Origin of the sequence: Thermomonas paludicola, from assembly GCF_024498955.1 — a bacterium.
Taxonomy (GTDB): Bacteria; Pseudomonadota; Gammaproteobacteria; order Xanthomonadales; family Xanthomonadaceae; genus Thermomonas; species Thermomonas paludicola.
Window position 1 is genome coordinate 1581017 of sequence record NZ_CP093311.1, and the last position, 21288, is coordinate 1602304.

General features: G+C 66.4%; 23 protein-coding genes and 1 tRNA gene. 17 read left to right on the forward strand and 7 right to left on the reverse strand.

Translation table 11 applies throughout. The features are described 5' to 3' along the window. Window positions 1-5: 5 nt before the first annotated feature. Window positions 6-2054, reverse strand: a complete 2049-nt coding sequence (locus LIW09_RS07305; protein WP_256644994.1) for a GGDEF domain-containing protein — start codon at window positions 2052-2054, stop codon at window positions 6-8. 348 nt (window positions 2055-2402) lie between these two features. Between LIW09_RS07305 and LIW09_RS07310 the strand changes: the two genes are divergently transcribed. From LIW09_RS07310 to LIW09_RS07320, 3 genes are all read left to right on the forward strand, one after another. Further along, window positions 2403-2801 carry a hypothetical protein gene (locus tag LIW09_RS07310; RefSeq protein WP_256644995.1) on the forward strand — a complete coding sequence of 133 codons (399 nt, stop codon included), beginning with the start codon at window positions 2403-2405 and terminating at the stop codon, window positions 2799-2801. 124 nt (window positions 2802-2925) lie between these two features. Further along, window positions 2926-3789, forward strand: a complete 864-nt coding sequence (locus tag LIW09_RS07315; RefSeq protein ID WP_256644996.1) for a pirin family protein — start codon at window positions 2926-2928, stop codon at window positions 3787-3789. A 94-nt stretch (window positions 3790-3883) separates the two neighbouring features. Then, window positions 3884-5257 carry a tryptophanase gene (locus tag LIW09_RS07320; protein ID WP_256644997.1) on the forward strand — a complete coding sequence of 458 codons (1374 nt, stop codon included), beginning with the start codon at window positions 3884-3886 and terminating at the stop codon, window positions 5255-5257. A 119-nt stretch (window positions 5258-5376) separates the two neighbouring features. On the opposite strand, the gene tpx is transcribed toward LIW09_RS07320, so the two are convergent. The 6 genes from tpx to LIW09_RS07350 form a co-directional block, all read right to left on the reverse strand. Continuing rightward, complete coding sequence (gene tpx / locus LIW09_RS07325; protein ID WP_256644998.1) at window positions 5377-5877, reverse strand: thiol peroxidase; 501 nt, start codon at window positions 5875-5877, stop codon at window positions 5377-5379. 67 nt (window positions 5878-5944) lie between these two features. Then, window positions 5945-6718 (reverse strand): lipoate--protein ligase family protein, encoded by a 774-nt coding sequence (locus LIW09_RS07330; protein ID WP_256644999.1) that lies wholly within the window; start codon window positions 6716-6718, stop codon window positions 5945-5947. Further along, entirely contained in the window at window positions 6715-7011 is a 297-nt protein-coding gene (lplB, locus tag LIW09_RS07335) for a lipoate-protein ligase small subunit (RefSeq protein WP_256645000.1), read from the reverse strand. Before lplB ends, LIW09_RS07330 begins: the two co-directional genes overlap by 4 nt. Window positions 7012-7056: 45 nt before the next feature. Next, the gene (locus LIW09_RS07340; RefSeq protein WP_256645001.1) at window positions 7057-7872 is read right to left on the reverse strand and encodes an amidohydrolase; all 816 of its coding nucleotides are present in this window, start codon (window positions 7870-7872) and stop codon (window positions 7057-7059) included. A 95-nt stretch (window positions 7873-7967) separates the two neighbouring features. Next, a complete protein-coding gene (gene msrA, locus LIW09_RS07345) occupies window positions 7968-9302 on the reverse strand; it encodes a peptide-methionine (S)-S-oxide reductase MsrA (RefSeq protein WP_256645002.1) in 1335 nt (444 codons plus the stop codon). Between the two features lie 22 nt (window positions 9303-9324). Beyond that, window positions 9325-10473: a pyridoxal phosphate-dependent aminotransferase gene (locus LIW09_RS07350; RefSeq protein WP_256645003.1), complete on the reverse strand. Its 1149-nt coding sequence runs from the start codon at window positions 10471-10473 to the stop codon at window positions 9325-9327. A 113-nt stretch (window positions 10474-10586) separates the two neighbouring features. Here LIW09_RS07350 and ccmA point away from each other — a divergent pair, with 113 nt between their 5' ends. From ccmA to nei, 14 genes are all read left to right on the forward strand, one after another. Further along, a complete protein-coding gene (gene ccmA, locus LIW09_RS07355) occupies window positions 10587-11225 on the forward strand; it encodes a heme ABC exporter ATP-binding protein CcmA (RefSeq protein WP_256645004.1) in 639 nt (212 codons plus the stop codon). Then, window positions 11222-11893, forward strand: coding sequence for a heme exporter protein CcmB (ccmB, locus tag LIW09_RS07360; RefSeq protein ID WP_256645005.1), 672 nt, complete (start codon window positions 11222-11224; stop codon window positions 11891-11893). Before ccmA ends, ccmB begins: the two co-directional genes overlap by 4 nt. An 87-nt stretch (window positions 11894-11980) precedes the next feature. Further along, a complete protein-coding gene (gene azu / locus LIW09_RS07365; protein ID WP_256645006.1) occupies window positions 11981-12559 on the forward strand; it encodes an azurin in 579 nt (192 codons plus the stop codon). A gap of 123 nt (window positions 12560-12682) precedes the next feature. Further along, window positions 12683-13450: a heme ABC transporter permease gene (locus LIW09_RS07370; RefSeq protein WP_256645007.1), complete on the forward strand. Its 768-nt coding sequence runs from the start codon at window positions 12683-12685 to the stop codon at window positions 13448-13450. Continuing rightward, window positions 13447-13623 (forward strand): heme exporter protein CcmD, encoded by a 177-nt coding sequence (locus tag LIW09_RS07375; RefSeq protein WP_256645008.1) that lies wholly within the window; start codon window positions 13447-13449, stop codon window positions 13621-13623. Before LIW09_RS07370 ends, LIW09_RS07375 begins: the two co-directional genes overlap by 4 nt. A gap of 10 nt (window positions 13624-13633) precedes the next feature. Further along, window positions 13634-14122: a cytochrome c maturation protein CcmE gene (gene ccmE / locus LIW09_RS07380; RefSeq protein ID WP_256645009.1), complete on the forward strand. Its 489-nt coding sequence runs from the start codon at window positions 13634-13636 to the stop codon at window positions 14120-14122. Continuing rightward, the gene (locus tag LIW09_RS07385) at window positions 14122-16047 is read left to right on the forward strand and encodes a heme lyase CcmF/NrfE family subunit (protein ID WP_256645010.1); all 1926 of its coding nucleotides are present in this window, start codon (window positions 14122-14124) and stop codon (window positions 16045-16047) included. Before ccmE ends, LIW09_RS07385 begins: the two co-directional genes overlap by 1 nt. After that, complete coding sequence (locus LIW09_RS07390) at window positions 16044-16589, forward strand: DsbE family thiol:disulfide interchange protein (RefSeq protein WP_425507874.1); 546 nt, start codon at window positions 16044-16046, stop codon at window positions 16587-16589. Before LIW09_RS07385 ends, LIW09_RS07390 begins: the two co-directional genes overlap by 4 nt. Before the next feature lie 188 nt (window positions 16590-16777). After that, the gene (locus LIW09_RS07395; protein ID WP_425507931.1) at window positions 16778-17212 is read left to right on the forward strand and encodes a cytochrome c-type biogenesis protein; all 435 of its coding nucleotides are present in this window, start codon (window positions 16778-16780) and stop codon (window positions 17210-17212) included. Continuing rightward, the gene (locus tag LIW09_RS07400; protein ID WP_256645011.1) at window positions 17212-18210 is read left to right on the forward strand and encodes a tetratricopeptide repeat protein; all 999 of its coding nucleotides are present in this window, start codon (window positions 17212-17214) and stop codon (window positions 18208-18210) included. Before LIW09_RS07395 ends, LIW09_RS07400 begins: the two co-directional genes overlap by 1 nt. A gap of 87 nt (window positions 18211-18297) precedes the next feature. After that, entirely contained in the window at window positions 18298-19449 is a 1152-nt protein-coding gene (gene metX, locus LIW09_RS07405; RefSeq protein WP_256645012.1) for a homoserine O-acetyltransferase MetX, read from the forward strand. A 30-nt stretch (window positions 19450-19479) separates the two neighbouring features. Then, window positions 19480-19566, forward strand: a tRNA-Leu gene (locus LIW09_RS07410). An 89-nt stretch (window positions 19567-19655) separates the two neighbouring features. After that, the gene (locus LIW09_RS07415) at window positions 19656-20441 is read left to right on the forward strand and encodes an SDR family oxidoreductase (protein ID WP_256645013.1); all 786 of its coding nucleotides are present in this window, start codon (window positions 19656-19658) and stop codon (window positions 20439-20441) included. A gap of 4 nt (window positions 20442-20445) precedes the next feature. Further along, complete coding sequence (gene nei, locus LIW09_RS07420) at window positions 20446-21261, forward strand: endonuclease VIII (RefSeq protein WP_256645014.1); 816 nt, start codon at window positions 20446-20448, stop codon at window positions 21259-21261. The last annotated feature ends 27 nt before the right edge of the window (window positions 21262-21288 follow it).

Consider the following 21288-nt stretch of genomic DNA (forward strand, 5'->3'; position numbering starts at 1 on the left):
TCGCATCACGCTTGCCCAGACGGCGGCGCCCTGTCCGGGGCCATGGTCCCCGGCGCCAATTCCGGGCCAGTGACCACCTGCCATTCGGCTTTCCCCGCAGCCTGCAGCTGTGTCAGGTCCGCCTCGCTGCAGGACGGTTCGACATCCATCCTGCCGATGCAAATCGCCTGGTTGCGCCCGCTGGCCTTGGCCAGATAGAGCGCGGAGTCCGCCAGTCCCAGCGCCGATGCCCACGCCTGTCCGGGCAGCAACGGATAGCCGATCACGCCCAGCGAGACGCTGACCGGAATCGACTGCCCCTCAAACAAGAACGGCTCATTGCCGATCGCCTCCAGCACATTTCTAGCCACGATCGGCAGGGAACTGGCCGGCGTGCTGGGCAACACCAGCACGAACTCTTCGCCGCCCCAGCGCGACACCACGTCATTTTGGCGCAGCCGACTCTGCAATCGCTTGACCGTCTCCACCAGCACCGCATCGCCGGCCGCATGGCCACGCGCGTCGTTGATGCGCTTGAATAAATCCAGATCCAGCAAGATCAGGCCGAACCCCTGTGGATTCTCGGCCCGTTGCATCTGCGCCTGCAGCTTGTCCAGCAGGGCCTGCGCGTAGCGACGGTTGAACGCCCCGGTCAGGGCGTCCGTCGATGACTGCAGGGCCAGTGTTGCATTCACGTCGACAAGTTTCCGATTGGCTTTCCGGGCGCGCTGGATCGACTGCCACAACATCAGCAGCCCCAACCCGAAGACGCCGGCAAGCGCCAGCCACAGCCGTTGCTTCAAACCCTCCGCTTCCAGTTGACTCTGCTTGAGTCGGTTCTGCGCGGCCAGCTTCTCGATTTCGTCTGCCTTGCGCTGGGTGGCATATTTTTCCTGCAGCTCCAGGACTGCCGTTTCGCGCTCTTCCCGGATATGTTTTTCCTGCAATTGCATGATGGATTGCAGGGCCTCCAGCGCTTCCTGGTGGCGTCCGGCCTGTTTCAGGATCCTGACCAATTCCTCGGTGATTCCCAAGGTATAGACATCGATTCCACTCTTCTTCGACAGGTCGATGGATTCGCGCAGAATCGCGACCCCCTGGTCCACCTGCCCCATGCCGGCCCGGGCAATCCCGATATTGGCCATCGGTGCAATCTCGGCGCCCTGCTGCCCCGATTCCCGCGCCAGCTGCAGCGCCCGCTGCGCGTAGTCCAGCGTCTTCGGGTAACCGCCTGGCTGCGACAGCCAGAAATCCGAAAGATTGTTCAGGATGGTGGTCTTGTTGGGCAGCTGGTCGGGATCGTTGCCGGTCAGCGCCAGCCCCTTTTCCAGAATCGCGCGCTGGTGCGCGCGGTCCCCCACCAGCGAATAGGCATGCCCGAGGTCGAGGCAGATCTGGGCAAGCAACGCCGTGTAACCGATTTCCTCGGCGCGTCGATACGCTTCGTTGCCGACGTCGATCGCCCGCCTGGTATCGCCCAGATCCGCATTCAAGCCGATCATGCCGGCCAGGTTGAGCAGCTGCCCGGCCACATCGCCGCGTTGCCTTGCCTGCTCGCTGGCGCGCACGAACAGCTCGATCGCGCGGTTGTACTCGCCATTCCATTGCGCCAGCGCTGCCTCCGCCTCCAGGAGCGCTTGCTCGGCCTCCGGGGAATCCAACTGCTGCCGCAGCGCCTTGGCTTCCTTCAGACGGGCCAGGGCGGCACGCCTGGTGCGCCCGCGCCCGCCCTGCTCAAGCACCGCCGCGATCGCCAGATCAAATCGACAGCGGACACATTGTTCGTCGTCGGCCATGCGCTGCAAGACCGCCCTACTGGACTGCTGGATCGCGGGTTGCCGCCCCGCCCTGGCCAGTTGCAACAGGGACCGGTGATAGGTTCCGCGACGGGCCATCGAAGCGTTCGCACCCGGCACATCCTCGACGCTGGAGAGCCGCTGGATGGCGGCAGAAACCGACGGATAGCCGTGCGCCTGGAAATCGCGCAGCACGTCATCCATGCGCTCCTGCGCCATCGCCAGCGGCGACAGCGCGCACAGCAGCAAACCGGCAAGAACCTGCAATCGGGATTTCATCACTGTTCCGGCCCCGTGGAGGCGCGCATCGTCATGGCTGCGAAATCGTCCTGCGGATGAAATGAATCAATGGAACTCTAGCGACTGCCGTTGATGGATAGTGACCCACACGCGCCCGTATCTCAATGCAAGGTATCGGCAGGCGCATGCAAAACCGAGGGGCAGACCATCGCCCCGTGACGCATTGCGCAGCTTGCAACGGCTGGGAATGCCCGCATTGACCAATCGTGCGCGCGATTCCCGCAAAGGCGGCCAGCCATTGCCGTTGGCGGCGAGTCGCCGGACAGCGCCCTGCGCCGGCCACCTGCCCGCGACGGTTAAACTCGCGCATTCCTCCGGAGGCCTGCCATGCTCACCGCCTTGATCGCGCTGATCGCGCTCGCCACCGCGCAGCCGCAAGCCGCGCAGAATGCCGCGCCGGCGCCAATGGACTATGCCGACGCCAAGCGCCTGGCCGATGCCAATGAAAGCAGCGTCGCCGGGATCGCGCACGCGAGCATGCTTGCGGCGCAAAAAACGCTGCTGGATACCGGCGTCGCCGAGTGCGCCAGCCACGGTCTGCGCGAGGATTTCAGCCCGTTCACCGTGGTGATGCAGTTGAGTGCCGAGGGCCGCGTCCAGCAAACCTGGCGCCAAGGCGATTCGCCGCTGGCGATCTGCCTGCAGCGCTTCGTGCGCGACAAACTCGTGTTCGTGCCGCCCAAGGCGCCGTTCCACACGGCGCTGGAGATCAGCTTCACGAAGTGAGCGTATATTTATCTTCACCAGTAGAACAATCAGTCATTTCAGCAATGATTGATGAGATCATCAAAACAATCCATCCTGCTCCCAAGGCAAACGACATCGCGTCGCCACGCTCCGGAGCTGCACCATGAAGACAATCCTCGGCGTCACCTCTGCCCCCGGACGGCATTGGGTGGGCAACGGCTTCCCCGTCCACGGGATGTTTGGCTACAACGGCCCGGGCGTGGCCGAACGCAGTCCGTTTTTGCTGCTGGACTACGCCGCGCCCACCCGTTTCGAGCCAACCACGGAACGCCGTGGCGTGGGGCAGCACCCGCATCGCGGGTTCGAGACCGTCACCATCGTCTATGAAGGCGAGGTGGCACATCGCGACTCCACCGGCAATGGCGGCGTCATCGGCAAGGGCGACGTGCAATGGATGACCGCGGCCGGCGGCATCCTGCACGAGGAGTTCCACTCGCCCGCCTATGCGCAGCGCGGCGGCCCGTTCGAGATGGTGCAGCTTTGGGTCAATCTTCCGGCCCGGGACAAGTTGGGGCCCGCGGGCTACCAAGCGATCGGCGATGCCCAAATCCCCGGCGTGGCGTTGCCGGGCAAGGCCGGCACGGTGCGCGTGATCGCAGGCGAGTTCCAAGGCCGGCGCGGTCCGGCGCGCACCGCCAGCCCGATGCACGTGTGGGATGTTCGCCTGGCCAGCGGCGCCAAGGCGGACTTGCCACAACCCGACGGCTGGACTTGCCTGCTGGTGGTGCTGGATGGCGCCGTGCAACTGAATGGTCAAACCGTGTTGCGCGCCGCGCAGATGGCCACGCTGTCCACCACCGGCAGCGGCGTGGCGATTGAAGCGAACAGCGATGCCAAGCTGCTGCTGCTTGCCGGTGAGCCCATTGATGAACCGGTGATCGGCCACGGGCCGTTCGTGATGAACACCCAGCAGGAGATCATCCAGGCGATCGCCGATTTCAACGGCGGCAAGTTCGGGCGGATGTAAGCCACGCGGCGCAGGCAATTGACAAACGACACCACGCTGTTTGCATCATTGAACACGGCCGCCCATGAGCGGCCGTCCTCATTTGGAGACTGCCGTGGAATTCCGCACCATCATCGAACCCTTCCGCATCCACTCGGTCGCCCCGTTGCGGATGAGCACGCCCCAGCAGCGCAGCGAAGCGGTGGCCAGCGCCGGCTACAACCTGTTTGCCCTGCGCTCGGACGACGTGATGATCGACCTGCTCACCGACTCGGGCACCGGCGCGATGAGCCGCGACCAGTGGGCGGCGATCCAGCATGGCGACGAGTCCTACGCCGGCAGCCCGTCCTTCGAGATTTTCAAGAATGCCGTGCAGGCGCTGTTCCCGTTCAAACACGTGATTCCCACCCATCAGGGCCGCGCTGCGGAAAAAATCATTTTCACCGCACTGGGCGGCCGGGGCCGCAGCATTCCCAACAACACCCACTTCGATACCACTCGCGCCAACATCGAATACACCGGTGCAGAAGCGGTGGACCTGGTCATTGCCGAGGGGCGCGACCCGTCCAGCCTGCACCCCTTCAAAGGCAACATGGACGTGGCCGCGCTGGATGCCTTCCTGACCGCACGCAAGGGCAGCGTGCCTGCGGTGTTCATCACCATCACCAACAATTCCGGCGGCGGCCAGCCGGTCAGCCTGGCGAATTTGCGTGACACCAGCGCGCTGTGCCGCCGGCACGGCGTGCCGCTATTCCTGGATGCCTGCCGGTTCGCCGAGAACGCGTGGTTCATCCGCGAGCGCGAGCCGGGCCAGCAGGATCGCGCCGTCGCCGACATCGTGCGCGAAATGGCCCAGCTGGCCGACGGCATGACCATGAGCGCGAAAAAGGATCCGATGGGCAATATCGGCGGCTGGCTGGCGCTCAACGACGATGCGCTGGCCGAGCAGTGCCGCAACTTGCTGATCCTGACCGAAGGCTTCCCCACCTACGGCGGCCTGGCCGGGCGCGATCTCGAAGCGCTGGCGCAAGGCCTGAAGGAAGTGGTGGATCACGACTACCTGCGTTATCGCATTCGATCAACCGCCTATCTGGGCGATGCGCTGGTCAAGTCCGGCATTCCCATCGTCCAGCCCACCGGCGGGCACGCGGTCTATCTGGATGCACGCGGCCTGCTGCCGCATATCGCACCATTGCACTATCCGGGCCAGGCATTGGCGGTTGCGCTGTACACGGCCGGCGGCGTGCGCGGCTGCGAAATCGGCACGGTGATGTTCGGCCGCCAGGCCGACGGCAGCGAACTGCCGGCCGCCATGGACCTGGTGCGTCTGGCCATTCCGCGGCGCACCTATACGCAAAGCCATATCGACTACGTGATCGAGGTTTGCCAGCACGTGGCGAGCACTGCAAGCCAGCTGCGTGGTTACCGCATCGTCTCCGAGCCCGCGCAGCTGCGTCATTTCACCGCGCGTTTCGAGCCGATGGGCTGAACCATCGGCAATCGTGGTCGTGCCACCCGGGGCATGACCACGACCCGCTGCACAGTGGAAGACGTTTCACCGAACCCCCGCGAGCGCGCCGCAATGCAGGCCGCAGGCGCCCGGGGCGATCAGCGCAGGGCCGCGAGGGCCGCGGCGTAGTCCGGTTCCTGGCCGATTTCCGGCACCAGCTGCGCGTGCAGCACCTTGTCATGTTCGTCCAGCACCACCACGGCGCGCGCAGCCACGCCCGCCAGCGGGCCGTCTTCCAGCGCCACGCCGTAATCGTGCAGGAACCGTTGGCCGCGCATGGTGGAAAGCATGGTCACCTTGTTGAGGCCTTCGGCACCGCAAAACCGCCCTTGCGCGAACGGCAGGTCGGCGGAAATGCACAGCACCTCGGCATTGTCCAGGCTTGCGGCTTCCTGATTGAAACGCCGCACCGAGGTGGCGCACACGCCGGTATCCACGCTGGGAAAGATATTCAGCACCTTGCGCTTGCCGGCAAAGCCGGACAGCGCGCGATCCGACAGCTTGACATCGACCAGCTTGAACGCCGGCGCCTGGCTGCCCACCGCGGGGAAATTGCCGCCGACATGAACCGGGTTGCCGTGAAAGGTGACGCTGGACATAGCTGCATCCTGACTTGGGTTTGGAGCCACCATGCTAGTGCGACGCGTGTAATGCCAGCGTCACGAATCAAGGCACTACCGCCGTCCACTCGGCGGTGGAGAACTTGTCCTGCACCAGCGCCTCGGCACGCACCAGCTCGTGCGGGCGCACACTGTCGTCGGTCAGCTTGCAAGTGGCGCGGAACGTGTCGATCATGCGTGCAATCACCTCTTCCCGCGAAAGCCCGGTCTGGCTGCGCAGCGGATCCACGCGCTTGTTGGCGCTCTGCGTCGCCTTGTCCGACAGTTTCTCGCGGCCGATGCGCAGCACCTCCAGCATCTTCACCGCATCGATGTCGTAGGCCATGGTGACGTGGTGCAGGACCGCCTTGCCACGGCGCATCTGCGCGGCGCCTGCGATCTTGCCTGCGCGCGACGCGATGTCGTTCAGCGGCTGATACCAGGCCTCGATCCCCAGGGTGCGCAGCGCGTCCAGCACCCAGGCATCCATGAAGGCGTACGACTGTTCAAACGACATGCCCGCCACCAACGCTTCCGGCGCGGACAGCGAATAGGTGATCGTATTGCCCGGCTCGATGAACATCGCGCCCCCGCCGGTGATACGCCGCACCACCTCGATGCCGTGCTGTTGCGCACCGGCGGCATCCACCTCGTTGCGCAGGGACTGGAAGCGCCCGATCACCACCGCAGGCGCACCCCATTCCCACACCCGCAAGGTCGGTGCACGGCGACCCGCCGCCACTTCATCGGTGATGACTTCATCCAGCGCCATGTGCAGCGCGGGCGACTGTGGGCCGGCGTGGATCAGCCGCCAGTCGAACTCGGTCCAGCGTCCGCTCATGCACCCTCCTCGCTGTCGATGGCGCGGCGCACCGCCGTCGCGACCGCCCCTGCACTGACCCCATGCATCTGCGTGTCCGGCGGCAAGCCCGCCTGCACTGCCTGCGCCAACATCGCGGCATCGGCATCCGCCCGCAGGCCCGTCAGTGCCGCATTGATCGCATCCAGCGCGCTGTCCGGTTCCAGGAAGAAATCGCCACTGACGGCCACATGCGCCAGCCGGCCGTCCACGATGACCACGTCGGCCACCGCCAGCTTGCCGCCCGGCATCTTGAATTCACCGTGTTTGCGCATGCCCGGATTCTACGGCGCTGCGCCGACCAGCGCGCCTGATGCGGATCAAGCCTGCAGCACAAACCCATCGGCATCGCGCAGCGCCGGGAAGCGCTGGCGATGGGCCAGCAGTTCCGCCGCCTGCAGGGTGGTGGTGGTGACCACTTCCCCATCCGTGCATTCGCTGAGCGGATGGCCCAGGAAGTCGATGACCGCGCTGTCGCCGCTGTAGTGCAGGCCATTGCCGTCGTTGCCAACGCGATTGACGCCCACCACGAAGCACAGGTTTTCGATGGCGCGCGCGCGCAGCAGGGCCTTCCACGGATGGCTGCGCACTGCCGGCCAGTTCGCCACGTACAGGGCCACGTCGTAATCAGCCTGTCCAGCTTGCGCGGCATCGAAGCGGTTGCGCGAGAACACCGGGAAGCGCAGGTCGTAACAAACCTGCAGCAGGATGCGCCAGCCTTTCAATGTCACCACGACGCGCTCGCCTCCAGCGGCGTAGCGCTCGTGCTCGCCGGCAAACGAGAACAGATGGCGCTTGTCGTACTGCGCAAGCGCGCCGTCCGGCATGGCGAACAGCATGCGGTTGAAGACATTGTCGTGAAGCGGGCCCTCCGCGTCGCGCAGCTGCACGCTGCCTGTGACCACGGCATCCAGCTTCGCCGCCTGCTCGCGCAGCCATGCCACCGTCGGCCCGTCCATGCCCTCGGCATTGCCGATGGCCTCGTTGGAAAAACCGCTGGTGAAGGTTTCCGGCAACACCACCAGATCGGTGGTGCCGCGCAGCGGTGCGATCAGCCCGGCGTAATACGCGCGATTCGCCGCCGGATCATGCCAGCGGGTGTCGCCCTGGACGATGGAGACGCGAAGGTTCTGCATGCGGAACTCCCTTCCCTGTTGACCCTGCCCCTGCAGGTGGCAGAGACATGCCGATTGTTCCAGCTTCACGCCCGGAATGTAATCCGGGCCGGGGTTCACGCCTTCGGCGGATCCGGCACGAATTTCAGCACGTTGCCGTTGATGCAATAGCGCTTGCCGGTCGGCGGCGGGCCATCATCGAAGACGTGGCCCAGATGGATGCCGGAACTGGCGCTGCGCACCTCGATCCGATGCATGCCGTGGCTGTCGTCCGAGACGAACTGCAGTGCCCCCTGCATCGGCTCGAAGAAGCTGGGCCAGCCGCAGGCGCTATCGAATTTGGCATCGCTGCGGAACAGCGCCGCGCCGCTGACCGGGTCGAAGTAGGTGCCCGGCCGCGCCTCGTTCAAATGCGCGCCGGTGCCAGGTAATTCGGTCCCGCTCTCGAACGCGATGCGCTGCTGCTCGGGGGTGAGCTGGTGGTAGCCCAACCATTGCCAGAATTTTTTCGCATCCCCGGCGTAACCGGTGAAGCGCGACACTTCTTTTCTACCCTTGAACAAGACAATCGTCGGCGTGGCCAGCAGCGGACCTGCCAGCGTCCAGCCGGTGGGCGGCTGCTGCGAGTGGGTGCGCACGAACGGCACATCCGCCTTCCAGCTTTTCAGTACGTCCGCCTCGAATCGCTCGCAGTAGGGGCAATCCTCGGCTTCGTAAACCACCAGCTGCGCCGCCGCATGCAAGGCCACCGCGTCCAGCGGCGGATAGGCGATGCCGCCGTCAGCGATGCCGTATTTCACGCCAGTGCCGCCCAGCCCGCAGTAACCGTCCGGGTTCTTCAGCAGATAGTCCTGATGGCTTTCCTCGGCCCGGCTGTAGTTGCGCAGCGGCAGGATCTCAGTGGTGATGGTGCCGAAGCCCGCGTGGGCCAGGTTCTGCTGGTAGATGTCGCGGCTTTGCTCCGCCAGCATCTTCTGCGCCGCCGTGGTGAAGTAAATCGCGCTTCGATAGTTGCTGCCGATGTCATTGCCCTGCCCGCCCTGCTGGGTGGGGTCGTGGTTTTCCCAGAACGCGGCCAGCAGCGTGGCCAGATCCAGCCGCCTGGGGTCATAACGCACCCGCACCACCTCGGCATGGTTGCGTGCATGGCTGCGACCGGCGCGGATCAACCGCTCTTCCTGCAACACGTCCTCGTAGCTGACCTTCGGCGCATCGCCGCCGGCGTAACCCACTTCCACTTCGGCCACGCCCGGCACCGCGCGCAAGCGCTTCTCCGCGCCCCAGAAACAGCCCATGCCGAAGTAGATGTCCTGCAAGTGTTGCGCATTCACTGGGGTTCCTCCCGTTGCGGTTGCCACCGGGCGCGCCTGCAACGCCCGCCATCCCAACAGCGCCGCAGCTGCAGTCAGCAGCAGCGCGAACAACAGGGCGATCGTCTTTTCAGTTCGCATGGCACCCTCCGGCGCGTTGGCGTCAAAGCTTGGACAGCCGTTCGATGGCGCGGTTCACCGTGTCCTCGTTTTTGGCGAAGCACAGTCGCAGCAACCGCTGGCCGGCCGGCGGCACGGCGTAAAACGGTGACAACGGGATGCCGGTGACGCCGTGTTCGGCAGTCAACCAGCGCGCGAACTCCAGGTCGGGCAGGTCGCTGACCGCCGAATAGTCCACCAGCTGGAAATAGCCGCCCGGCACCGGCAATGGCTTGAACCGGGTGGCGAGCAACTGCTGGCGAAAGCGATCGCGCTTGTCCTGATAAAACGCGCCGAGGCCCTCGTAATGACCGGGCTCGGCCTCGATCATCTCGGCGAACGCATGCTGCGCCGGGTTGAACGAGCAGAACACGTTGTACTGATGGACCTTGCGGAATTCCGCCGACAGCGCCGGCGGCGCGATGCAGTAGCCCAGTTTCCAGCCGGTGCAGTGATAGGTTTTGCCGAAACTGGAAATGACGAATGCACGTTCGCGCAGCTCCGGATACAGCAGCGCGGATTCATGGCGCGCGCCGTCGAACACGATGTGTTCGTACACCTCGTCGCTGAGCAGCCAGATATCGGTGCCGCGCAGCAGTTCCGTCAGCGTTTGCATGTCGGCGACCGTGAACATGGCGCCGGACGGGTTGTGCGGGCTGTTGATCATCAGCATCCGCGTGTTCGGGGTCATGGCCTTGCGCACCGCGTCCCAGTCCGGGGCAAAGGTGACGGGATCCAGCGGCACGTGCACGGCGACCGCACCGGCGAGCTCAATCGCCGGCTCGTAGCAGTCGTAGCACGGGTCGAGGACGATGACTTCCTCGCCGGCACGCACCATCGCGTGGATCGCATTGAAGATGGCCTCGGTGGCACCGCTGGTCACGGTGATTCCCGCATCCGCATCCGGGCGCCAGCCGTAGCAGCGTTCGGTCTTGGCCGCGATCGCCTGGCGCAGCGCGGGAATGCCGGTCATCGGCGCATATTGGTTGTGCCCCGCCTGCATCGCCCGGCCCAACGCCTCCACCAGCCGCGACGGCACCGGGAAATCGGGGAAGCCCTGGCCCAGGTTCACCGCGCCATGCTCCGCCGCCAGCTGCGACATCACGGTGAAAATGGTGGTGCCGACCTTCGGCAGCTTGGTTTTGATCTGCATTGCCTTGCCATGTCGCGAAATGTTTCCAAAGTGTACGGAAACCGGCTGCCAGCGGATGCAGCCGACCCGCGTACCGTTCGCCATGCCGGTAGAATCGGCGCCCGATGCCCGACATGCAGACTTCCGCCAGCCCCCTGCTCGCCGCGCGCGGGCTTGCCTTCCTGCGCGATGACACCCCGGTGTTCGGCCCGCTGGATTTCGCCGTCGATGGCGGCGAAGCGCTGCTGGTGCAAGGCAGCAACGGCGCCGGCAAGACCACCTTGTTGCGGGTTCTGGCCGGCTTGCTGCACGCCGACACAGGCACATTGGACATCGATGGCCGGCCTGCCCGGGCAGACCTGCGCGCTCGCTACATTGCCTATCTTGGCCACTTGCCTGGCCTGAAGGCCGATCTCTCGGCACTGCGCAACCTGCGCTACCTGTGCGGGCTGCACGGCCGCCGGCGCGCGCAAACGCCTGCGGCCGCGATGGCCATCGTCGGGCTTGCCGGTTTTGAAGACGCGCCGCTGCGCACCCTGTCCGCCGGCCAGAAAAAACGGCTCGGGCTGGCCCGCCTGTGGCTGTCGCCCGCGCCGCTGTGGCTTCTGGATGAGCCCTACGCCAACCTCGACCTGGAGGGCATCACGCTGGTCAATCGCATGGTGCAGGCCCATTTGCGCGGTGGCGGCGCAGCGCTCATCACCACCCACGGCGCCTATGCGGCCCCGCCGGTGCGCACCCGCCTGCTGGAACTGGCGAAGGCCGGCACATGATGTGGCAAGCCGCCCGCGCCCTGATGACCCGCGACCTGCAGCTGCTGTGGGCGCGCCGCGGCGATGCCCTGCAGCCGGCCTTGTTCGCCCTGTTGACCGTGGTGCTGTTCGCCCTGGCGCTGGGCGGCGATGCCAAGGCGCTGGCACCGGTCGCCTCGGCGGTGCTGTGGCTGGCCGTGCTGCTGGCCGGCCTGCTGGCGCTGGACAACCTGTTCCGCGGCGATGCCGAGGACGGCTCGCTGGAACAGTGGATGCTGGCACCGGTGCCGCTGTGGTGGCTGGTGCTGGTACGCACGCTGATGCACTGGCTGACCACCGCGCTGCCGATGATCATCGCGGTGCCGCTGCTGGGCGAACTGCTGCACCTGCCGCACGCGCAGCTGCCGGTGTTGATGCTCTCGCTGCTGCTGGGTACGCCGATCCTCAGCCTGCTGGGCGCGGTCGTGGCCGCCCTCACCGTCGGCATGCGCCGCGCCGGAATCCTGGTGGCCCTGCTCGCACTGCCGCTGTATGTGCCGGTGCTGGTGTTCGGCGCCGGCGCCGTGGCTGCCGATGCCCAAGGGTTGGACGCGGTGGGTGCGCTGCTGTTGCTGGGCGCCGGACTGGTGCTGACGCTGGCACTGGCCCCTGCCACGGCGGCCGCGGCGCTGCGCATCGCCCACGCTTGAGGTGGATCAAGGCCGTCTTAACGCGCGCCGCCGGACAATAGCGCCACTGGCCGTGCGGCCAGCCCCACGAACCCTTGGAGCATGCGCATGAAGTCCCGTCACATCCTGCTTGCCAGTGCCATTGCATTGGCCCTGTCCGCCTGCGGCAATTCGTCCACCCCGGCCGAAACCACCGCACCCGCTGCCGATACGGCTGCGCCCGCGGAAACCACCGCAACGCCTGCCGAAACCGCGCCGACGGAGGCCGCACCTGCTGCCGCAGCCAGCACCAAGCCCGCTGTTGTCGAGAACTGCGCCACCAATATCGAAGCCAACGACGCGATGCAGTACAACGCGGACTCGATCACCGTTCCCGCCAGCTGCACCCAGTTCACCATCAATCTCAAGCACGCAGGCACCTTGGCCGCCAACGTGATGGGCCACAACGTCGTGGTATCGAAGGAAGCCGACATGGCCGGCATTGCCGCTGACGGCGCAGCCGACCCCGCCACCCACGTCAAGGCTGGCGACACCCGCGCCATTGCCCACACCAAGATCATTGGCGGTGGCGAATCCACCTCGATGACCTTCGACGTTGCCAAGATCAAGGACGGCGGCCCGTTCAAGTTCTTCTGCAGCTTCCCGGGACATCTTGCCCTCATGCAGGGCAGCATCCAGGTGCAGTAAGCCTCCTGCGTGGCCGGGCGGCGCAGGCCGCCCGCGCCCGCATCGACACCAGCCCGCACGCGGGCTGGTATCCTTTGCAGCAGTGCCCGCGGCCACCTTCCCGCCGCTTCCGCAAAGGCCACGATGTCTCCGCTGATCCGCTGGTTCCACCAACTCGGCTCGCCACCGTACTTCGACCGTTTCGCCACCCGCTGGGTGCCTTGGTCTTATCTGCTGGGCGGCTTGGCCATGGCCGTCGGCCTCTATGGCGCCTTGTTCCAGGTGCCTGCCGACTATCAGCAAGGCGACAGCTTCCGCATTCTTTACATCCATGTCCCGGCGGCGTGGATGAGCATGGCCATCTTCGGGCTGATGGCGTTTTATTCGGCCATCGCGCTGATCTGGCGGATCAAGCTCTGCGAAATCCTGGCGATGGCCTGCGCACCCACCGGCGCCGCGTTCACCGCCGTCACCCTGGTGACCGGTTCGATTTGGGGCAAGCCGATGTGGGGCACGTGGTGGGATTGGGATCCGCGCCTGACCACCGAATTGATCCTGCTGTTCCTCTACATGGGCGTGATGGGCCTGTATGCGGCCATCGATGATCGCCGCAACGCCGCCCGCGCCGCCGGCCTGCTGGCCATCGTCGGGGTAACGCTGCTGCCGGTCATCCACTGGTCGGTGGTGTGGTGGAACTCGCTGCACCAGGGCCAGACCATCCGCCTGTTCGGCAAATCCAGCATGGATGCCAGCATGTTGCCGCCGCTGCTATGGATGCTCGCCGGCACCAAGCTCTGGTTCATCGGCTCACTGCTGGCGCGCGCACGCGCCGACAACCTGCGCCGCGAAGCGGGCAAGGACTGGGTTGCGAAACTGGCCACGGGCGATGCCCTAGGGCGGCCGCCGCAATGAGCTACCGCGACTATGTCATCGCCGCCTACGCGGCTTTTGCGGTGATGCTGCTGTGGGACTTCCTGGTTCCCAGGCTGCAGCTTCGCGCCACGCTGCGCGCCGCCAAGCTGCGCATTGCACGCCGGCAAGCCACGCCAGCGCCCCCCACGGAACTTCCGCTGTCGCGGGACTGACCCAATCGCCATGCACCCCACCCGCAAGCGCCGCCTGTTGTTGATCGTTGCCCTGCTCGCCGTCGCCGGCATCGCCACTGCGCTGGTGGCCATGGCGCTGCAACGCAATGTCGCCTATCTCTACACCCCTCATGAAGTGCTCGGTGGCGAAGCGGGCCAGAACGTGCGCGATGGCGAAGCGCGCTTCCGCCTGGGCGGCATGGTCGCGGCCGGATCGTTCAAGCGTGCACCCGGCTCGATGGAGGCGCATTTCGACGTCGATGACGGCGATGCACGCCTGCCGGTGGTCTATACCGGCATCCTGCCCGACCTGTTCCGCGAGAACCAGTCGGTGGTGGCCACCGGCCGCATGAAGGGCGACGTGTTCGTGGCCGAGGAAGTGCTGGCCAAGCACGACGAAACCTACATGCCCAAGGAAGTGGCCGACAAGATGAGCGCCGCACACAAGAAGCACAAGGTGCAGGACGCGCAGGCAACGCCGGCGGAAGGCGCCAACTGATGCTTCCTGAACTCGGCCAGATCGCGCTGGCGCTGGCCATGCTGGTCGCCGCACTGCAGGCGCTGTTGCCGCTGCTGGGCGCGCAACGCAACCTGCCGCCGCTGATGGCCGTGGCGCGGCCCGCAGCCTATGCACAGTTGTTGCTGGTGGGCCTGGCGTTCGCCATCCTCACCCACGCTTTCGTCACCAGCGATTTTTCGGTGCAGTACGTGGCCGAGAATTCCAATTCGCTGCTGCCGGTGATGTACCGCTACACCGCCGTGTGGGGCGCGCACGAGGGCTCGCTGCTGCTGTGGGCGCTGGTGTTGGCGCTGTGGACGGCGGCCGTGGCGCGTTTCTCCAGCGCATTGCCGCTGCCGGTGGTGGCACGCGTGCTGGGCGTGATGGGCGTGGTGGCGGTTGGCTTCCTCGCCTTCCTGATCTTCACCAGCAATCCGTTCACCCGCATCCTGCCAGCCGCCGCCGAAGGCCGCGACCTCAACCCGCTGCTGCAAGATCCCGGCCTGATCATGCATCCGCCGATGCTGTACGCCGGCTACGTGGGCTTCGCCGTGCCGTTCGCCTTCGCCATCGCGGCGCTGCTGGAACGCCGCATCGATGCGCAATGGCTGCGCTGGACGCGACCGTGGACCAATGCAGCCTGGGCCTTCCTTACCGTGGGCATCGCCATTGGCAGCTGGTGGGCGTATTACGAGCTTGGCTGGGGCGGCTGGTGGTTCTGGGATCCGGTGGAAAACGCCAGCTTCATGCCTTGGCTGGTCGGCGCTGCCCTGCTGCATTCGCAGGCGGTGACGGAAAAGCGCGGCAATTTTGGTGGCTGGACGCTGCTGCTGGCGATCTGCGCGTTTTCATTGTCGCTGCTGGGCACGTTCCTGGTGCGCTCGGGCGTGCTGACCAGCGTTCACGCATTCGCGGCAGACCCGACGCGCGGCCTGTTCGTGCTGATCTTCCTCGGCATCGTGATCGGCGGCTCGCTGCTGCTGTACGCATTGCGCGCGCCGGATACCGACATCGATGCCAAGCCCTTCACCTTTGGCTCGCGCGAAACCCTGCTGCTGCTCAACAACCTGCTGCTGACCACCGCCTGCGCCATGGTGCTGCTGGGCACGCTGTACCCGCTACTGGCCGATGCGCTGGAGCTGGGCAAGATTTCGGTGGGCCCACCCTACTTCGCACTGATGTTCATCCTGCTGATGGCGCCGCTGGTGGCACTGGTGCCACTGGGCCCGTTGACCCGCTGGCAGCGCGAAGACATGTCAAAACCGCTGCGGATGCTGCTGCCGTGGGCCGTGCTGGCCCTGCTGCTGGGCGTCGCCGCCTTCTTCCTCGCCCCGCAGGGCCAGTGGAAGGCCGGCGCTGCCGTGCTGGGCGCGGCATGGGTGGCATTCGGCACGCTGCGTTTCGTCTGGACGCGCCTGCGCTCCGCCAGCGGACGCATCACCCGCGAGATGCTGGGCATGAGCCTGGCGCATCTCGGCATCGCCGTGTTCCTGATCGGCGCATTGCTGGTGGAGGGGCTGAGCCTGCAGCGCGAACTGGCGGTCAAGGCCGGCGACAACGTGACGCTGGGCGCCTACGCATTCCGCTTCGAAGGCATCGTCGAATCCGGCGGCCCGAATTACGTTGCCGATGTTGCAACCGTGCAGGTACGACGCAACGGCCGATTGCAGACCACCCTGCACCCGGAAAAGCGCCGCTATCGTGCCGGCGGCCAGGTCATGACCGAAGCCGGCATCGCGCCCGGCGTGCTGGGTGACGCCTATGTCGCCATCGGCGAGTCGCTGGGCAACGACACCTGGGCCATGCGCGTGTATGTCAAACCGTTCGTGCGCTGGATCTGGGGCGGCGCGCTGTTGATGGCGCTGGGCGCCGGCATCACCGCCACCGACCGGCGTTTCCGCAGCGTGCGCAAGGAGGCTGCATGAAGCCGTCCCGCTGGCTGCCGCTGGCCGCCTTCGCCCTGCTTGCGGTCTTGCTTGCGGCCGGCGTGTGGATGAGCCGCAAGCCCAACCGCGAAGCGCTGCCGTCGCCGTTGATCGGCAAAGCCGCACCGGCATTCGCCCTGCCCGTCCTGCACGACCCCGGCTACATCGTGAAACTGCAGGATCTCAAGGGCCAGCCGTTCCTGCTCAACGTCTGGGGCAGCTGGTGCGTGGAATGCCGGGTCGAGCACCCGGTGCTGACCAAGTTCGCCGAAACCAAGCGCCTGCGCGTGGTCGGCTATAACTGGAAGGACGAACCCGCCGACGCACTGCGCTGGCTGGAGCAGTTCGGCAACCCCTACATGGTGGTGCTGTCCGATGTCGAAGGCCGCACCGCATTGAACTGGGGCGTGTACGGCGCGCCGGAAACCTTCCTCGTCGACGGCAAGGGCATCGTGCGCTGGAAGCATGTCGGCCCGCTGACGGACGAGATCATCGGGCGGGAATTGCTGCCGCTGGTGGCGAAGATCGAGGCTGGGCGATGAACGCGCTATTGTCATTCGTCGCGCGGCGCTTCGGCGCGTCATTCCACCTGCGGCACGTCGGCCTGCCATCCATCACGCAACGCCTGGGCCCGTCCTTCCCGCGCAGGCGGGAATCGCGCTCCGCGTTGACTTCCCGCGCTCCGGACAACAGCGACTCCCGCCTGCGCGGGAAGGACGGCAAGGCGATCCTGCTCTCCGCCTGCCTGCTGCTCTCATTCATCGCGCTGCCCGCCTTCGCCCAGGCCAACCAGCAGGCCGACGCCGCGCCGCTGCAATTCCACAGCGCCGCCGAGGAAGCCCGCTTCCACGCACTGACCCTGCAATTGCGCTGCGTGATGTGCCAGAACCAATCGTTGGCCGACTCCAACGCGCTGATCGCCCTGCAACTGCGCCGCGAAGTGCTGGACCTGATGCGCCAGGGCAGGAGCGACGACCAGATCAAGGACTATCTGGTGCAGCGTTACGGCGAATTCGTGCTGTACCAGCCCCGCCTGGAACGCAGCACGTGGCTGCTGTGGGCCGGCCCCGCCTTGCTGTTGCTGCTGGGCGCGGGCACGGTGATCGTCATCGTGCGGCGGCGCAAGCCCGGCACCGCCATCCCCGACGACGCACAGGAGTGGTGATGGCCGCCTTCATCGCAATCGCCGCCCTGCTGTGCCTGCTCGTGCTCGCCGTGCTGCTGCGTCCGCTATGGCGTGAGGCGCGCGGCGTGGCCGTGGGCGTCGGCATCCTCACCCTGTTGTCCACGGCCCTGCTGTATCGGCTGGAGGGCACGCCGCAGGCGCTTGACCCGGCCGTGCGGCACGCGCCGCAAACGCTGGAAGAAGCCGTCGCCCAGCTCAAGACCGCGCTGGCCCGCGACCCGCAACAGGCCGACGGCTGGGCGCTGCTGGGGCAGGCCTATCTGCGCATGGACAACCCCGCCGGCGCGCGCGATGCCTTCGCCAAGGCCGCCCGACTTGCGCCGGGCAATGCCGACATCCTGGTCGAGGCGGCGCAGTCCCGCGCCTTGGCCGATGCCGGCCACGCGTTCGATGCACAGGCACTGGCGCTGTTGAACGCAGCGCTGGCGTCCAATCCCGATCATCAACGCGCACGCTGGTTCCTCGGCGTGGCCCAGCGCCAGGCCGGCAACAACGCCGAAGCCGCCGCGACCTGGGCACCGCTGCTGGCGCAGGTGGACGCACCCACCGCCGCCAGCCTGCGCAAGGAAATCAACGCCGCGCGCGCACAGGCCAATCTGCCACCGCTGCCAGAACCCGCCAAGCAACCCACCTTGCTCACGGTGACGGTCACGCTGGACCCGGCACTGGCAGCGCGCATTCGCCTGCAGCCCGAGGCCAGCGTCTTCGTGATCGTGCATCAACCGGGCGGCATGCCGATGCCGGTGGCGGCGCAGAAACATGCGCTATCAGACCTGCCGTTCACCGCCGAATTGAGCGACGCCGACAGCCCGATGCCGACCCTCAAGCTCTCGCAAATGCGGGAAATCGAGCTGGTGGCGCGCGTGTCTGCCAGCGGCAGCGCCGAGCGGCAGGCCGATGACCTGGAATCCAAGCCGGTTCGGGTCACGCTGCCGACGAAGGGGCCAGTGGCATTGGTGATCGCACCCGGACCTTGAAGATGGCATGGCGACATGCGCAAACGGCATGATCGCCTGCCCCCGCAAGGGGGATGATGGCTCTCTGGTTTTCATCATCGCATCGCCATGGCCGAATTCATCCCGCCCGGCACCCGCTGGGTTGACCTTCCCTCCCCGTTTCCGATGAAGCGCGGCGGCGCCTTGCATGGCGCACGTCTCGCCTTTGAGACCTGGGGCCAGCTCAATGACGACCAGTCCAACGCCATCCTGATCCTCACCGGCATGTCACCGGATGCACACGCGGCGGCAAACACGGACAACCCCGCACCCGGTTGGTGGGAGTGGATGGTCGGCCCCGGCAAGCCCATCGACACCCGCCGCTGGTTCGTGATTTGCGCAAACGCGCTGGGAAGCTGCAAGGGCAGCACCGGCCCGGCATCGCCGAACCCGGCCAACGGCGCGCCCTACCGTCTGGAGTTCCCGGAACTGTCGGTCGAAGACGGCGCCGACGCGGCCACAGTGTTGGTACGTGAACTGGGCATCACCCGGCTGGCTTGCGTGGTGGGCAATTCGATGGGCGGCATGACCGCGCTGGCGCTGTTGGCGCGCCATCCCGGCATCGCCCGTTATCACATCAATATCTGCGGCGCCGCGCGCGCACTGCCGTTTTCCATCGCCATTCGTTCGCTGCAACGCGAGGCAATCCGGCTGGATGCCCACTGGAACAACGGCGACTACAGCGACACCCAGTACCCCGAAAACGGCATGCGCATGGCGCGCAAGCTGGGCGTGGTCACCTACCGCTCGGCGCTGGAGTGGGATGGCCGCTTCGGGCGCGTGCGGCTGGACGCCGACCGGCGCGGGGACGACGAGCCGTTCGGGCTGGAATTCGAGGTGGAGAGCTATCTGGAAGCACACGCCCGCCGCTTCGTGCACCGCTACGACCCCAATTGCTACCTGTATCTCAGCCGCTCGATGGACTGGTTCGATCTGGGCGAATGCCACGACGGCGACACCGTGCGCGGGCTCGCCGCCATCGAGGGTGTGGAGCGCGCGCTGGTGCTCGGCGTGAAGACCGACATCCTGTTCCCCATCCAGCAGCAGGAGGAAATCGCCAACGGACTGCGCCGCGCCGGCTGCGATACCCGCTTCCTGCCGATGCCCTCGCCGCAGGGCCATGACGCCTTCCTGGTCGATGCCGAGCGGTTCGGCCTCGCCGTCGCCGGCTTCCTGCGCATGCTGCCGGCGGCAGAATTTGTTGCAGACAAAGTCGCGTAAGCGCTTCGCTCGGCTATACTGCGTCCCCGCGCCGGAGTGGCGGAATCGGTAGACGCAGCGGACTCAAAATCCGCCGCCCTTAAAAGCGTGGGGGTTCGAGTCCCCCCTCCGGCACCAAGGCAACACCCAAAGCCCGCGTCCTGCGGGCTTTTGCACTTCATGCGGACGCGTTCTGCACGCCCGCAAGGCAACACCACGGAGGCCGCATGCTTCTCGATCTTGCCGGACAACACGCGCTGGTCTGCGGCGCATCCGAAGGCATCGGCCACGCTGCTGCCATCGAGTTGGCCACACTGGGCGCCAGCATCACCCTGCTGGCGCGCCGCGAAAGTGCGCTGCGCGACGCTGCCGCTGCATTGCCGCAAGCGCAGGGGCAAACCCATACCTATTTGGCCGTGGACATGGCGGATGCCGCTGCGCTGCGCGCGGCGGTGGAGGCGCGTGCCGCGCGACAGCCGCTGCATATCCTCATCAACAACACCGGCGGCCCGCCGGGCGGGCCCGCACACACGGCGAGCATCGATGCCTATGTGGATGCGTTCCACAAACATCTGATCGCCAACCAAACCCTGCTGCAGGCGCTGCTGCCCGGCATGCGCGCGGCGCGCTGGGGGCGCATCGTCAACGTGATTTCCACCTCGGTGTATGAGCCGATTCCCGATCTCGGCGTGTCCAACACCATTCGCGGTGCGGTGGCCAGTTGGGCCAAGACGCTGTCGCGTGAATTGGGCAGTGACGGCATCACCGTCAACAACGTGCTGCCCGGCTACACCCGCACCCGCCGGCTGGAGCAGATCCTGATCGATCGCAGCGCCGCGTCCGGCAAGTCCCAGGACGCGGTGGCGCAGGCCATGCTTGCCAGCGTTCCGGTGGGCCGGTTCGCCGAAGCCGGCGAAATCGGCGGCGTCATTGCCTTCCTGTGTTCGCCGGCAGCGGCCTACGTCAACGGCCAGTCGCTGGCAGTGGACGGGGGCCGCATGCAGTCCATCTGACGCCGTGCCCGAGGGCCCGGAAATCCGCCGCGCCGCTGACAGACTGGCCGCAGCAGTGGTGGGCCAGCCGTTGCTATGCGCCGAGTTCGCGCTCCCGGCGCTCAAGCGCTTCGAGCGCGAGCTGCCGGGCCAGCGCATTCTCTCCATCACCCCGCGCGGCAAGGCGCTGCTGACCGCATTCGAATCGGGCTGGACGCTGTACAGCCACAACCAGCTGTACGGCGTGTGGAGGGTGACGCTGCCGGGCCAGCGCCCTGCCAGCACGCGCAGCCTGCGCGTCGCGCTGGAGACCGCACATGCCAGCATCCTGCTGTATTCGGCCTCCGACATCTCGATGTGGCGCAGCGACGAGATCGAAGCCCATCCTTTTCTGCGCAGGCTGGGCCCCGATGTGCTCGACCCGGCATTGGATGCCGCGGCCGTGGCGGCGCGCCTGCAACGCCCTGCGTTTCGCGGCCGGGCACTGGGCAGCCTGCTGCTGGATCAAGGCTTTCTGGCCGGCATGGGCAACTACCTGCGCGCCGAAGTGTTGTTCGATGCAAAGCTGCATCCGGCCCGCCGCCCCTGTGACCTGGATGCAGCGCACACCATGCGGCTTGCCGAGGCGCTGCTGGCGATCCCGCGCCACAGCTATGCGACACGCGGCATCGAGCCCACTGCGGGCATGCGTGCCGACTATCTGGCGCAAGGGCAAGGCAGCTTCCGCTTTCGCGTGTTCAAGCGCGATGGCCTGCCCTGCATGACCTGCGGGACCTCGCTGCTGCGCATCACCCACCATTCGCGGCCGATGTACCTTTGCCCGCACTGCCAAACGGACTGACGCGATGCGCCGCAAACACGGCGCACG

Coding starts and splice junctions, on each gene's coding strand:
- ccmA (WP_256645004.1), top strand. CDS start 10,587: ATGCAGACTTCCGCCAGCCCCCTGCTCGCCGCGCGCGGGCTTGCCTTC.
- tpx (WP_256644998.1), bottom strand. CDS start 5,877: ATGTCCAGCGTCACCTTTCACGGCAACCCGGTTCATGTCGGCGGCAAT.
- LIW09_RS07400 (WP_256645011.1), top strand. CDS start 17,212: ATGGCCGCCTTCATCGCAATCGCCGCCCTGCTGTGCCTGCTCGTGCTC.
- msrA (WP_256645002.1), bottom strand. CDS start 9,302: ATGCGAACTGAAAAGACGATCGCCCTGTTGTTCGCGCTGCTGCTGACT.
- lplB (WP_256645000.1), bottom strand. CDS start 7,011: ATGCGCAAACACGGTGAATTCAAGATGCCGGGCGGCAAGCTGGCGGTG.
- LIW09_RS07415 (WP_256645013.1), top strand. CDS start 19,656: ATGCTTCTCGATCTTGCCGGACAACACGCGCTGGTCTGCGGCGCATCC.
- ccmB (WP_256645005.1), top strand. CDS start 11,222: ATGATGTGGCAAGCCGCCCGCGCCCTGATGACCCGCGACCTGCAGCTG.
- LIW09_RS07315 (WP_256644996.1), top strand. CDS start 2,926: ATGAAGACAATCCTCGGCGTCACCTCTGCCCCCGGACGGCATTGGGTG.
- LIW09_RS07375 (WP_256645008.1), top strand. CDS start 13,447: ATGAGCTACCGCGACTATGTCATCGCCGCCTACGCGGCTTTTGCGGTG.
- LIW09_RS07385 (WP_256645010.1), top strand. CDS start 14,122: ATGCTTCCTGAACTCGGCCAGATCGCGCTGGCGCTGGCCATGCTGGTC.
- LIW09_RS07310 (WP_256644995.1), top strand. CDS start 2,403: ATGCTCACCGCCTTGATCGCGCTGATCGCGCTCGCCACCGCGCAGCCG.
- LIW09_RS07390 (WP_425507874.1), top strand. CDS start 16,044: ATGAAGCCGTCCCGCTGGCTGCCGCTGGCCGCCTTCGCCCTGCTTGCG.
- LIW09_RS07340 (WP_256645001.1), bottom strand. CDS start 7,872: ATGCAGAACCTTCGCGTCTCCATCGTCCAGGGCGACACCCGCTGGCAT.
- LIW09_RS07305 (WP_256644994.1), bottom strand. CDS start 2,054: ATGAAATCCCGATTGCAGGTTCTTGCCGGTTTGCTGCTGTGCGCGCTG.
- azu (WP_256645006.1), top strand. CDS start 11,981: ATGAAGTCCCGTCACATCCTGCTTGCCAGTGCCATTGCATTGGCCCTG.
- LIW09_RS07370 (WP_256645007.1), top strand. CDS start 12,683: ATGTCTCCGCTGATCCGCTGGTTCCACCAACTCGGCTCGCCACCGTAC.
- LIW09_RS07330 (WP_256644999.1), bottom strand. CDS start 6,718: ATGAGCGGACGCTGGACCGAGTTCGACTGGCGGCTGATCCACGCCGGC.
- metX (WP_256645012.1), top strand. CDS start 18,298: ATGGCCGAATTCATCCCGCCCGGCACCCGCTGGGTTGACCTTCCCTCC.
- ccmE (WP_256645009.1), top strand. CDS start 13,634: ATGCACCCCACCCGCAAGCGCCGCCTGTTGTTGATCGTTGCCCTGCTC.
- LIW09_RS07350 (WP_256645003.1), bottom strand. CDS start 10,473: ATGCAGATCAAAACCAAGCTGCCGAAGGTCGGCACCACCATTTTCACC.